We start from the raw sequence: 12954 nt of genomic DNA, 5'->3' as shown, positions 1-12954 counted from the left end.
GATCGCATCATGACGCAACGGCTGCTGGTGATAGGGAATGGAATGGCGGCGATGCAGCTGGTCGAAAGCCTGCTGCAACGCGCGCCGCAGCGCTACGCCATCACGGTGATCGGTCGCGAACCGTACGGCAACTATAACCGCGTGCTGTTATCACCGGTGCTGGCTGGCGAGATGCGCTTCAGCGAGACCCTGCTTCATGCCACCTCATGGTATCAGCAGCACGGCGTGACGCTGCTGGCCGGTGAAACGGTGCAGCAGGTCGATCTGGCGGCCCGCACGGTGCTGACCGACCAGCGTCAGCTGGGCTGGGACCGGCTGGTTTTCGCCACCGGATCGCAGCCGCGTCTGCCGGCCATTGCGGGCATCGATCGGCCGCACGTCAGCGGTTTCCGCAGCATCAATGATGTTGAACGGCTGCTGGCGGGCCACGGCCCGGTGGCGGTGCTGGGGGGCGGTTTCCTCGGCATTGAGGCGGCGGCGGCACTGCGGGCGCAGGGCCGTGAGGTGACGCTGATTCACCACAAAGGCTGGTTACTCGATCGCCAGCTGGATGCCAGAGCGGGTGAACTGCTGCTGACGGCGCTGCGCGGGCGTGGCATCCACTGTTTGCTGAACAGTGGCCTGCAGGCGATCACCGCAACCGGCGTCACACTGGCGGATGGCGCTGATTACGCCGCCGCGCAGGTGGTGATCGCCATCGGCGTGGAGCCAGCCGTGGCCGTGGCGCGGGCGGCGGGGCTGCCGTGTCAGCGCGGTATTCTGGTCGATCGCCAGCTACGCAGCGCGGTGCCCGATGTCTATGCCGTCGGCGAGTGCTGTGAAATCGAGGGGGAGACCTTTGGCCTGGTGGCGCCCTGTCTGGCGCAGGCGCAGGTGCTGGCAGCGCAGCTGGCCGGTTCGCCACAGGCCGATTACCGTACCCAGCCTGGCGGCACGCGGCTGAAAGTCAGCGGCATTTCACTGTTCAGCGCCGGGGATATCAGTGAAGCGCCATCGGTCAGCAGTTTTGATCCGCTCTCCGGCGACTATCGTCGTCTCTTTCTGCGACAGGGACGCCTCAACGGCGTGCTGCTGTTTGGTGACAGCCAGCAGGGGGCCGCACTGCTCGGCCGCCTGCAGCGTGCTGAACCCGTCACGCTCGCCACCCTGTTCGATCCCGATCAACCTGAAACGCAGCCGCAGGCTGCAGAGAGTCTTCTGATGAGCAAACCGCTATTAGCCGTGATCGGTCACGGCATGGTCAGCCACTATTTTCTTGAGCAACTGGTCGCCCGTGAACTGCATCAGCACTATCACATTGTGGTGTATGGCGAAGAGTCTCAGCCAGCCTATGACCGGGTGCATCTGTCGGACTATTTCAACGGCAAACAGGCGGCCGATCTCTCGCTGGTGGGCGCGGATTTCTTTGCGCAGCACGGCATTGAGCTGCGCACGGGCTGCCAGGTGGTGTCGGTTGATCGGGCGCAGCGTAGCCTGACTGACAGTGCGGGTAACCAGCTGGCGTGGGATCGGCTGGTGCTGGCGACCGGATCACGCGCCTTTGTGCCGCCGATTCCCGGCCACGATGCGGCACGCTGTTTCGTCTACCGCACGCTCGACGATCTCGATGCGATTGCCGCCTGCGCCCGTCACAGTCAGCGCGGCGTGGTGATTGGCGGTGGGTTGCTGGGTCTGGAGGCGGCCAATGCGCTGCGGCAACTCGGGCTGGAAACCCATGTGGTGGAGTTTGCGCCGCGCCTGATGGCGGTGCAGCTCGATGAGGGCGGCGCGTCAATGCTGCGTCAGAAGATCGAGTCGCTTGGTGTGACGGTACACACCTCAAAACAGACTCAGCAGATTGAGACTCAGGCCGACGGCAGCGTGCTGCTGCACTTTGCCGATGGCAGCAGCCTGCACAGCGATCTGGTGCTGTTCTCCGCCGGCATCCGGCCACGTGATGAGCTGGCGCGTGAGGCTGGGCTGACGCTCGGTCCGCGCGGCGGTATCGAGATTAACGATCGCTGTCAGACCAGCGATGAAGCGATCTACGCCGTCGGCGAATGCGCGCTGTGGAACGGTCAGATTTTTGGGCTGGTGGCGCCCGGCTATCAGATGGCGCGGGTACTGGCGGGCCATCTGGCGGCGGAACCCACTGCGTTCAGCGGTGCGGATATGAGCACAAAGCTCAAACTGCTGGGGGTCGAGGTCGCGTCGTTTGGTGATGCGCAGGGTCGCACTATCGGCAGCCAGAGTTATCACTGGACGGACGGTCCAAAAGGCATTTACAAGAAAATCGTGGTCTCCGGCGACGGCAGCCGATTGCTGGGCGGCGTGCTGGTGGGGGACAGCAGCGATTACGCCACACTGCTGCAGATGATGCTGAATGCGCTGCCGCTGCCGGCCGCGCCCGAGAGTCTGATTCTGCCGCTGCTGGCGGGCGCACCGGCCAGGGCAGCGGGCGTGGCCGCGCTACCTGACAGTGCCCAGCTCTGCTCCTGTCATAACGTCAGCAAAGGCGAACTCTGCGCAGCGGTGAAAAGCGGTTGCAGTGAGATGAGCAGCATTAAAAGCTGTACCAAAGCGGCCACCGGCTGCGGCGGCTGTGCGGCACTGGTGAAACAGGTGATGGAATACCAGTTGTCGAACCTCGGCGTGGTGGTGAAGAAGGATGTCTGCGAGCACTTCGCCTGGTCGCGGCAGGAGCTTTATCACCTGATCCGGGTGGAGGCGATCAAAACCTTTGACGATCTGCTGGCGGCGCACGGCAAAGGCCACGGCTGTGAAGTGTGTAAACCGCTGGTGGCCTCGCTGCTGGCTTCCTGCTGGAACGACTATCTGCTGCAACCGGCACATCTGCCGCTGCAGGACACCAACGATCGCTACTTTGCCAATATCCAGAAAGATGGCACCTATTCAGTGGTGCCGCGCGTTCCGGCGGGTGAGATCACTCCGCAAGGTCTGATTGCCATTGGCGAAGTGGCGGCGCGCTACGATCTCTATACCAAAATTACCGGCGGACAGCGCATCGATCTGTTCGGTGCGCGGCTCGATCAACTGCCAGCTATCTGGCAGACGTTACTGGACGCTGGCTTCGAAACCGGCCACGCCTACGGCAAATCGCTGCGCACCGTGAAGTCCTGTGTCGGATCAACCTGGTGCCGCTATGGCGTGCAGGACTCTACCGCGTTCGCTATCGCGCTGGAGCATCGCTACAAGGGCCTGCGCGCCCCGCACAAGATCAAGATGGCGGTTTCCGGCTGTACCCGTGAATGTGCTGAAGCGCAGAGCAAAGATATCGGGGTGATCGCCACTGACAAGGGCTGGAATCTCTATGTCTGCGGCAATGGCGGTATGAAGCCGCGTCACGCCGATCTGTTCGCCAGCGACCTCGACGACGCTACGCTGCTGCGGTATGTCGATCGTCTGTTGATGTTTTATATCCGTACCGCCGACCGGCTGCAGCGCACCAGCGTCTGGCTGGATAACCTGGAGGGCGGCCTCGACTATCTGCGTCAGGTGGTGATTGACGATAGCCTCGGGCTGGCGGCAACGCTGGAGCAGGAGATGCAGCAGGTGGTCGAGGCGTACCAGTGCGAATGGCAGACCACGCTGGCGGATGCGTCACGCCTGGCGCTGTTCACTCCGACGGTCAACAGCGATCAGCCGGATGAGAGCCTGCACTACAGCCGGGTGCGCGGCCAGCGCCAGCCGGACACGGCCACGTCCCGCCCGTTGCTGCACCTGCCGGCCGAGCGATGGAGCGCAGTCTGCGCACTCGACGCGGTGCCACAGCAGGCCGGCATCGGGGCGCGGCTCGGCAGTGAGCGTATCGCGCTATTCCGCTTTGGTGAGACGCTTTATGCGCTGGAGGATCGCGAGCCAGGCAGCGAAGCCAGCGTGTTGTCGCGCGGTATTCTCGGTGATGTCGGCGGCGAGCCGGTGGTGATTTCGCCGCTTTACAAGCAGCGGGTGCGGCTGCGGGACGGTCAGAGTCTGGATAACCCGCAGCACCAGTTACGCTGCTGGCCGGTGAAGTTGGAAGCGGGGCAGATCTGGCTGGCGAACCGTCCGGCGAATCAACTGGCGCAGGCATCATGAATACCACCTGTCCCTATTGCGGCGTCGGCTGTGGCGTCTGCGTGACGCCGCAGGACAATCATCGGGCGCAGGTGGCGGGCGATCCGCTGCATCCGGCCAACGCCGGGCGGCTGTGCGTTAAGGGAACGGCGTTAGGCGAGACGCTGACGCCAGAGGGACGGTTGCTGAAGGCGCAGGTTAATGGCCAGCCGGTGACGCTTGACGCGGCGCTGGATGCGGCGGCGGCAGGATTACGCGCGGTGATTGAGCGTGACGGCCCGCAGGCAGTGGCGTTTTACGGTTCCGGCCAGTTACTGACCGAGGATTACTACGTCGCCAATAAGCTGATGAAGGGTTATATCGGCACCGCCAATATCGATACCAACTCGCGGCTCTGTATGGCCTCAGCGGTGATCGGCTATAAGCGTGCGTTCGGTGCGGATGCGGTGCCCTGTTGTTATGAGGATCTGGATCAGACCGATCTGGTGGTGCTGGTCGGTTCCAACGCGGCCTGGGCACATCCGGTGATCTGGCAGCGGCTGGCGCAGGCGAAGCAGCAGCGTCCTGAAATGCGGATGGTGGTCATCGATCCGCGGCGTACCGCCAGTTGCGACCTGGCCGATCTGCATCTGCCGCTGCGTCCTGGCAGCGATACACTGCTGTTTTCCGGCCTGCTGCGCTGGCTGGCAAAGCAGGGCGGCATCGATCAGACGATGCTGCCGCACCTGAGCGGCGTGGCGGAAACGCTGGCGGCGGCAGAGCCGTGGCAGGTTGCGCACGTCGCCGCACAGTGCGATCTGACGCCGCAGCAGGTGACCGACTTTTACCGGTTGTTCAGCCAGACCGGGCGGGTAGTGACGCTGTGGTGCATGGGGATTAATCAGTCGCTCACCGGCAGTGATAACAATCAGGCGATCCTCAATGTGCATCTGTTAAGCGGCAGGATCGGGCGGCCGGGCTGCGGTCCGTTTTCGCTGACCGGACAGCCAAATGCGATGGGAGGACGTGAAGTTGGCGGGCTGGCTAATCAGCTGGCGGCGCATATGGGGTTTGATCTGGCTGACTGCGATCGGGTGCAGCGTTTCTGGCGCAGCCCGACTATCGCCCGTCAGCCCGGCCTGACGGCGGTGGATCTGTTTCAGGCTATCGCCACCGGCGAAGTTAAAGCGGTCTGGATTATGGGCACTAATCCGGCTGTCTCTGTGCCGGAGGGCAATCGGGTGGCGCAGGCGCTGGCGGCCTGTCCGCTGGTGATTGTGTCGGACGTGATGGCGCAAACCGATACCAGCGCGTTTGCTGACATTCTGCTGCCGGCCCAGGGCTGGGGCGAGAAAAATGGCACGGTGACCAATTCAGAGCGGCGGATTTCGCGTCAGCGCGCCTTTGCCGCCGCGCCCGGCGATGCCCGTCCCGACTGGTGGCTGCTGGCCCAGGTGGCCCGACGTTTAGGCTTTGAAGGATTTAACTGGCAGCATCCGGCAGCGATTTTCCGTGAACATGCGGCGCTATCGGGCTTTGAGAACGGCGGTCAGCGGGCGTTTGATATCAGCGCGCTGGCGCAGTTAAGTGATGCCGACTGGGATGCGCTGCGTCCGGTTCAGTGGCCGGTCAACGCTGAACATCCTGCTGGCTGTGCCCGATTGTTTAGCGATCGCCGGTTTTATCATCCAGATGGCAAAGCCCGGCTATGGGTACCGGCGACGCCCGTGGTGACGCCACGCGAGGTGGCTTATCCGTTGCTGATGAATACCGGTCGGGTGCGCGATCAGTGGCATACCATGACCCGCACCGGGCTGGTGCCACGGCTGATGCAGCACTGTGACGAGCCGTTTGTGGCGCTTCATCCGGCCGATGCGGCCCGCTATGGGCTGACGGCGGGGGCGCTGGCCCGTGTGCAGTCGCTGTCTGGCTGGATCAGCGCGCGGGTGACGCTGGATAGCGGGCTGCGACGCGGAGAGCTGTTTGTGCCGATGCACTGGAACCGGCAGTTCAGTCAGCAGAGCCATGTCGATATGTTAATCGCCGCGCGAGGCTGTCCGTTTTCGCGCCAGCCGGCGCTGAAGCAGACGCCGGTGCGGATTATGCCGTTGCCGGTGAGCTGGCAGGGCTGGTTATGGCAGCCGACGCTGGCATCACCCGTGGGGTTGCGTTACTGGGCGCGGTCACCGTATGCCGGGGTGCAGCGTTATGTGGTTGCTGGCGAGGGCGCGCCACAAGCGTGGCTGGCGGCGCATTACGATCTTAGCGGGTGCCAGTTGCAGGTCGCTGACGGCAGCGGCAGTGATTACCGGGTGCTGGCATGGCGAGACGGCGTGCTGCAGCTGGCATTGTATGCCGGGGCTGGCTTGCCAGCAGTCGACCACGATTTCGTCGCTGCCGCGTTTCAGGCTGCGCCGTCGGATGCGTTTCGGCGGCATCGGCTGCTGGCGGGCCAGGCCGCCCAGGGTCAGGCGGCGGGGCGGATTATCTGCAGTTGCATGGCGGTCGGTGAGTCGGCCATTTTGCAGGCGGTGGCGCAGGGGTGTGATACGACTCAGGCGCTGGGCGAGAAGCTTAAATGCGGCACGCAGTGTGGTTCCTGTATTCCGGAACTGAAGCAGCTGTTGCGTTCCCAATCGATTACGGAGGCGTCATGACGCTGTTAATTGAATCGCTGGATAAATTGCTGTCGCCGCAGGGCAGTGTTCCGCAGCAGGGCGCGGTGTGGTTAGTGGGTGCCGGGCCGGGCGACGTTGATCTGCTGACGGTGAAAGCGTTGCGTTTACTGCAGCGTGCCGAGGTAGTGGTGTATGACCGGCTGGTGAGTGAAGCGGTGATGGCGGAAGTGCCGGAGAGCGCGTTGTGCATTGATGTGGGTAAGCGACCTGGGCAGCACGGTCTTAAGCAGGCGCAGATCAATCAGTTGCTGGTGGATCTGGCGCGCAGTGGCCGCCAGGTGATGCGTTTGAAAGGCGGCGACCCGTTTATTTTTGGTCGCGGCGGCGAGGAGATGGTGAGTCTGCAGCTGGCCGGGATTCGATGTGAGGTGGTGCCGGGGATTACCGCCGCGGTGGGCTGCGCGGCGGCCAGTGGCATTCCGTTGACCCACCGTGATTGCGCGCAGTCGTTACGGCTGATCACCGGGCACGGGCGCAGCGGGGAGCCGCAGCTGGATGCGGCTGCGCTGGCGGCGGACAATCAGACGCTGGTGTTTTATATGGGGTTGAGCTGGAGTGCCTCGATCAGCAGGCAGTTGCAGGATCACGGGCGTGATGCGTCGACGCCGGTAGCGATCATTGAGAACGGTACCCGGTCGGATCAGCGGGTGTTGATTACCTCGCTGGGCGGACTGGCGCAGACGGTGGATCAGGAGAAGCCGGTTTCGCCGTCGTTGTTGCTGGTCGGTGAGGTGGTGCGTTATTACCGGGCGGATTCACAGGCCGATGCGAGGGCGCGCGTTGCGGTGTGTTGAGATGGCGAGTGCGGTGGTGCGCCCGGTGCGAAGGTCAGCAAGGACCTGCCCGATCGCACGGGGGACCCGCGTCCCTGCGGACCGGGCTCGCCATCCGTGGCTCGCACACCTTGCTCTTCGGGCAGGCGCTTACTGGCCGGCTGGCTGGTGTGCGTGTTTTGGGTGAAAGGCGTTCAGGCAGGCACTTGCTGCCCGTTTCAGCATGGTTAGCACAGCATAACCCCACCAGATCTCTTTCTGATGATCCCTGCCGCCGGGCAGAACCGCGCCGGTAATGCCGATTACATTGCCCGCTTCAGCGGCAGCGGGGCGACCAGCACTTTAACGCCGAGCGCCTCGAACGCCTTAACCTGTGCTGGGGTGATGCCGCTGTCGGTAATCAGATAGTGGATATTGCTCCAGTCGCACGGCAGCGCAAACATCGACACCTTATCAATCTTGCTGGAGTCGGCCACCACATACACCGTGTTGGCTGAGCGAATCATTGCCAGCTTGACCTTGATGTCGGTTTCGCTGGGGAAGCTCAGGCCGAGGCGAGGTGAGATGCAGGCGGTCGCCAGAAACAGTTTCTCGGCGAGTACGTTTTCGAAAAAGCTGGCTGCCTTTTCACCGGAGGTCGATAGCGTCGGGAATTTGAAGGTGCCGCCGGTCAGCAGAATATTGATGCCGGGTTCGCCACCCAGTTTCAGTGCGATATTCACCGCCGTGGTGACCACCGATAAGCGGCGAATATGGGTAATGGCATCAGTGATGGCGGTGGTGGTGGTGCCGGAATCGAAAATCACCGTGTCACCATTTTCGATGTGCTGCGCCGCCAGTCGGCCAATGGCCTCTTTCTCTTCCAGATGGGTTTGCCGCTCAAGCAGCATCGCGCCGGTATTCTGTTTGCCGGTCATCAGGGTCGCGCCCCCGTGGTAGCGCTGGACAAAACCCTGTTTTTGCAGCATTCGCAGATCGCTGCGCAACGTTGCTTCAGTCAGGCCAAAGGTCTCCGTCAGCGCTTTGACCGTGACCGTGCCATCCTCGCGGATCATCTCCAGAATCTTTTCGCGGCGTTGCTGCATATCAGCTAACTGCTCACTTTTGCTTTTCAATCGAAATGCTCCCTTTTCCAATCGCAGGGTTTTCAGGCGAAGAAGGATCTGTCGCAGAGTTTAACGCGCCATTTTTATGAATGCGAGATGGCCGCAAGGGATGTTCATTTTCGAACGAAAGTTAAAGAGTTGCAGGTTATTGAATCACACCTGCTTTCACGATTTGCAGGTTTCATTTTTATTTGCGCATTGCAAGCCAGATCACGTCTTTTCAATAAGATAATCCCCGAAGAGCAGCAGATGGTCGAAATTTGATCTGCCCCACATATCATTTCTTTTCGATAGCTTATATTTTTGTTCGAAAATGATTGAGTCAGCGGCGACAGCAAAAAACTGAGGGGATAAGTGGGATGAGTGGTGAATATGACGTAAACCTGCGATACGGCGTGGATACCGCGCTGAATCTGGCTGACAAAGTCGCGGTGGTGACCGGCGGCCTGGGCGGCATTGCGATGGCGACGAATAGCATGTTGCTGGAAAAGGGTGCGCGTCTGGCGCTGCTTTATCCGCCGTTCGAAGCGGACAGGGTTGCCAGCCTGCAGGCAGAGTTTGCCGCCGATCGGGTGCAGTTTGTCTGTTGTGATGTCACCGATCCCGCCGCCGTTACCCAGGCGTTTGATCAGGTAATTTCCCACTACGGCCACATCGATATTCTGGTGAACTGCGCCGGATATGTGATGTTACAGCCGGTGATTGATACCGATTTTGCCGAGTGGCAGAAGCAAATTGCCGTCAATCTTACCGGTCCTTTCCTCTGCTCGCAGGCGGCAGCACGCCTGATGATCACTGCCGGTAACGGCGGAAAAATTATCAATATCGCTTCGCAGGCAGCCTCGATTGCGATCGATAACCACGTCGCTTACACCTCGGCCAAAGCCGGACTGCTCGGCATGACCAAAGTGATGGCCAAAGAGTTTGCACCACACCGCATCAACGTAAATACCCTTTCGCCCACCGTGGTGCTGACGCCGATGGGCGAAAAAGCCTGGCGCGGTGAGAAGGGTGAGCAGATGAAAAAACTGATTCCGTTAGGCCGCTTTGCTTATACCGATGAGATTGCCGCGGCGGTGCTGTTTTTTGCCAGCAACGGCAGCGACATGATTACCGGCGCGGATTTAATGATCGATGGCGGATTTACCATCTGGTAAGGCTGCTCTGACACCCGGGAAATCACCAACCAGTGATAACGATAAGAGAGAACATCATGAAAAACCGTACCCTGCTGTGCACTGCTGTGGCTGCCTGTCTGGTTTCGCAGGCGGCATTCGCCGTCGAGAAAGGCACCATTATGATTCTGGTTAACTCACTTGATAATCCTTATTACGCCTCTGAAGCCAAAGGCGCCAACCTCAAAGCGCAGGCGCTGGGCTACAAAACCTCGGTGCTGTCGCACGGCGAAGATGTGAAGAAGCAAAGCGAACTGATCGACGCAGCTATCGGCAAAAAAGTGCAGGGTATCGTGCTGGATAACGCTGACTCAACGGCCAGCGTGGCGGCGATCAAAAAGGCCAAAGATGCTGGCATTCCGGTGGTGCTGATTAACCGCGAAATCCCGGTAGACGATGTGGCGCTGGCGCAGATTACCCACAACAACTTCCAGGCGGGGTCTGACGTGGCCAACGTGTTTGTCGAGAAGATGGGCGAGAAGGGCAAGTATGCCGAGCTGACCTGTAACCTGGCCGACAATAACTGTGTTACGCGGTCCAAATCATTCCATCAGGTGCTGGATCAGTACAGCGATATGCAGAGCGTCGCACGTCAGGATGCTAAAGGGACGCTGATCGACGGCAAGCGGATCATGGACAGTATTCTGCAGGCGCACCCGGATGTGAAAGGGGTGATTTGCGGTAATGGCCCGGTCGCGCTGGGAGCGATTGCGGCGCTGAAAGCGGCTGGACGCAACGATGTGATTGTGGTGGGTATTGATGGCAGCAATGACGAGCGGGATGCGGTGAAGGCCGGCACCCTGAAAGCCACGGTGATGCTGCAGGCGCAGGCGATTGCGGCGCAGGGCGTGACCGATCTCGACAATTACATTCAGAAAGGCGCGAAGCCAGAGAAACAGCGCGTGATGTTCCGCGGCATCCTGATTACGCCGGACAATGCCAAAGGCGTGCAGGATTTCAACTTTAAGTCGTAATTAACCGCCGCCGCGCCTGCCAGAGCGGGCGCCAGGGAGAATGAGATGTCCGGAAGAGTCTGGCTGACGCTGGTGGTCCTGCTGCTAAGCGGCTGCCGAATAGTGTCACAGCAACAGCTGGCCGAGCTGAAAAATCCCCCCAATCCGCAGATGGCAAACGTCGATCAGGTCTGGCAGCAGAAATTGGTGCCGCAGCTGACGGCGGAGGCGAAACCACTGGCGACCTTAATTAAGTCGCTGCAGTCGGCTAAGGACTTTGACAGCGCCTGTCAATCTTACGGCTATCGCAGCCAGGCGGAGAATCCGTGCGTGTTTAGCGTGGCGGTGCGTGGCGAAATCACTGCGCTGAATAGCACCTCACGCAGCGGTAAGATGAAAATCCGCGATGAGTCAGGTGACACTGTCACTATTCAGACCGGGCCAATCATTCGCGGTACCGCACTGCGCGATGCTTACAAGGGCGCAAGCTATCAGGACTTTAACGATCAGGTGCTGTTTGGCGATTACGGCAAGGCGATTAATCAGCAGGCGTCCAGCCTGATGCAGAAATTCAAGCCTGCCGTGGGCGATAAGGTGACGGTCATCGGCGTGTTCAGCAGTTGGGATATCCCGCAGTCGCTGCCGGATATCACCCCGGCGGCGATAAGCCGGCAATAAGGAGCGGCAGATGCAAGATCTTCAACCGCAGCAGAGTAGCGATGTGATCATCGAAACCCGCAATGTGTCGCGTCTCTATCCCGGCGTAACGGCGCTCGATCAGGTTAATTACCGGGTCTATCGCAATAAGGTCAACGTGCTGATTGGCGAAAACGGTGCCGGTAAATCGACCATGATGAAGATGCTGGCGGGGGTGGAAACCCCTTCGTCGGGCGAGATTCTGCTGGATGGAAAAGTGGTGTCACTGAGTTCCACGCATCAGGCAGAAAAGCAGGGCATCAGCATTATCTTTCAGGAGCTGAACCTGTTTCCCAACATGAACGTGATGGACAACATCTTTATCGCCAACGAGTTTTTCCAGCGCGGAGTGATCAACGAGAAATATCAGTATGCGCTGGCGAAGACGCTGCTTGAGCGGCTGGAGCTGGATGTTGATCCCTATGCTCCGCTCGGCGAGCTGGGTATCGGCCATCAGCAACTGGTGGAGATTGCCCGCGCGCTTTCTAAAGATACCCGGGTATTGATCATGGATGAGCCGACCAGCGCGCTGAGTCAGTCTGAAGTGAAAGTGCTGTTTAACGTTATCGCTCAGCTTAAGCGGCGGGGCGTCACCATCATCTATATCTCGCACCGGCTTGAAGAGCTGATGGAGATTGGCGATCACATCACCATTTTCCGCGATGGACGGTTCATCAGCGAACGCGAAGTGCGTGAGGCGAGCGTGCCGTGGATCATCGCTCAGATGGTGGGAGATAAGAAGAAGCAGTTTGATTATCAGGCCGCCCCGCAGGGCGAAACGGTATTACAGGTTGAGGGACTCACCGCCCTGCACCAGAACGGCGGTTACACCCTGAACGACGTCAGCTTTACGCTGCGTAAAGGGGAAGTCATCGGCATTTATGGCCTGCTGGGCGCCGGGCGCACCGAGCTGTTTAAGGGGTTGATTGGCCTGATGCCGTGCCAGTCGGGCCGGGTACAACTGGCCGGGAAAGATCTGGCGAAACGCAGTTTCCAGCAGCGGTTAAAAAGCGGCATTGCGCTGGTGCCCGAAGACCGCAAGGGGGAAGGCGTGGTAGAGCTGATGTCGATTACCGCCAACATGACCCTCTCCGATCTCAGCCTGCGCGGTTTTCGCCGCGCGCTGCGGTTGCTCCGTCCGGCCCAGGAGAATCAGCGGGTCAATGAGATGATTGGGCATCTGTCGATCAAGGTCAGCGACGCCGAACTGCCTATCACCTCGTTGAGCGGTGGCAATCAGCAAAAAGTGGTGCTGGGTAAAGCGCTGATGACCGGTCCGCAGGTGGTGTTACTGGATGAACCGACGCGCGGTATCGACGTCGGCGCCAAAACTGACGTTTACCACCTGATTGGCAATCTGGCGCAACAGGGGCTGGCGGTGATGTTCTCCTCATCGGAACTGGATGAGGTGATGGCACTGGCGGACCGTATTTTAGTGATGGCCGATGGCCGGATTACCGCCGATTTACCGCGTGCTGTGGCAACGCGAGAGCAACTGATCGCGGCATCCACCCCGCAAGATTAAGCTGGCCGGAGAA

8 protein-coding genes are annotated in these 12954 nt (G+C 60.4%); 7 read left to right on the top strand and 1 reads right to left on the bottom strand.

From position 1 onward, the window contains the following. Nucleotides 1–9 precede the first annotated feature (9 nt). The 3 genes from nirB to cobA are packed head-to-tail and all read left to right on the top strand — an operon-like array spanning nucleotide 10 to nucleotide 7507. Nucleotides 10–4077, top strand: a complete 4068-nt coding sequence (nirB, locus tag ABIB18_RS06160; RefSeq protein WP_354473823.1) for a nitrite reductase large subunit NirB — start codon at nucleotides 10–12, stop codon at nucleotides 4075–4077. Continuing rightward, entirely contained in the window at nucleotides 4074–6692 is a 2619-nt protein-coding gene (locus ABIB18_RS06155; RefSeq protein ID WP_354473821.1) for a nitrate reductase, read from the top strand. The genes nirB and ABIB18_RS06155 overlap by 4 nt, the downstream gene beginning before the upstream one ends. After that, a complete protein-coding gene (gene cobA / locus ABIB18_RS06150; protein ID WP_354473820.1) occupies nucleotides 6689–7507 on the top strand; it encodes a uroporphyrinogen-III C-methyltransferase in 819 nt (272 codons plus the stop codon). The genes ABIB18_RS06155 and cobA overlap by 4 nt, the downstream gene beginning before the upstream one ends. A 281-nt stretch (nucleotides 7508–7788) precedes the next feature. Here the strand turns inward: cobA and ABIB18_RS06145 are convergent, their stop codons facing one another. Then, the gene (locus ABIB18_RS06145; RefSeq protein WP_031375669.1) at nucleotides 7789–8601 is read right to left on the bottom strand and encodes a DeoR/GlpR family DNA-binding transcription regulator; all 813 of its coding nucleotides are present in this window, start codon (nucleotides 8599–8601) and stop codon (nucleotides 7789–7791) included. 350 nt (nucleotides 8602–8951) lie between these two features. Here ABIB18_RS06145 and ABIB18_RS06140 point away from each other — a divergent pair, with 350 nt between their 5' ends. Genes ABIB18_RS06140 through ABIB18_RS06125 form a run of 4 tightly spaced genes read left to right on the top strand, consistent with a single transcriptional unit; the run spans nucleotide 8952 to nucleotide 12941 of the window. Then, nucleotides 8952–9749 carry a GolD/DthD family dehydrogenase gene (locus ABIB18_RS06140; protein WP_046288371.1) on the top strand — a complete coding sequence of 266 codons (798 nt, stop codon included), beginning with the start codon at nucleotides 8952–8954 and terminating at the stop codon, nucleotides 9747–9749. A gap of 56 nt (nucleotides 9750–9805) precedes the next feature. Beyond that, a complete protein-coding gene (locus tag ABIB18_RS06135; protein ID WP_069728206.1) occupies nucleotides 9806–10741 on the top strand; it encodes a D-ribose ABC transporter substrate-binding protein in 936 nt (311 codons plus the stop codon). 45 nt (nucleotides 10742–10786) lie between these two features. Beyond that, complete coding sequence (locus ABIB18_RS06130) at nucleotides 10787–11398, top strand: DUF2291 family protein (protein WP_046288370.1); 612 nt, start codon at nucleotides 10787–10789, stop codon at nucleotides 11396–11398. A gap of 10 nt (nucleotides 11399–11408) precedes the next feature. Further along, a complete protein-coding gene (locus ABIB18_RS06125; RefSeq protein WP_089561234.1) occupies nucleotides 11409–12941 on the top strand; it encodes a sugar ABC transporter ATP-binding protein in 1533 nt (510 codons plus the stop codon). Nucleotides 12942–12954: the final 13 nt, after the last annotated feature.

The organism is Pantoea sp. UYEF8 (genome assembly GCF_040546285.1).
In the GTDB taxonomy this organism is placed as follows: domain Bacteria; phylum Pseudomonadota; class Gammaproteobacteria; order Enterobacterales; family Enterobacteriaceae; genus Pantoea; species Pantoea brenneri.
Note: the sequence above shows the minus strand (reverse complement) of the source record. Positions and strands in the feature narration are given on the sequence as shown.

Excerpts from the sequence above, each read along its gene's own strand:
- nirB (WP_354473823.1), top strand. The coding sequence starts at position 10 with ATGACGCAACGGCTGCTGGTGATAGGGAATGGAATGGCGGCGATGCAG.
- ABIB18_RS06155 (WP_354473821.1), top strand. The coding sequence starts at position 4,074 with ATGAATACCACCTGTCCCTATTGCGGCGTCGGCTGTGGCGTCTGCGTG.
- cobA (WP_354473820.1), top strand. The coding sequence starts at position 6,689 with ATGACGCTGTTAATTGAATCGCTGGATAAATTGCTGTCGCCGCAGGGC.
- ABIB18_RS06140 (WP_046288371.1), top strand. The coding sequence starts at position 8,952 with ATGAGTGGTGAATATGACGTAAACCTGCGATACGGCGTGGATACCGCG.
- ABIB18_RS06135 (WP_069728206.1), top strand. The coding sequence starts at position 9,806 with ATGAAAAACCGTACCCTGCTGTGCACTGCTGTGGCTGCCTGTCTGGTT.
- ABIB18_RS06130 (WP_046288370.1), top strand. The coding sequence starts at position 10,787 with ATGTCCGGAAGAGTCTGGCTGACGCTGGTGGTCCTGCTGCTAAGCGGC.
- ABIB18_RS06125 (WP_089561234.1), top strand. The coding sequence starts at position 11,409 with ATGCAAGATCTTCAACCGCAGCAGAGTAGCGATGTGATCATCGAAACC.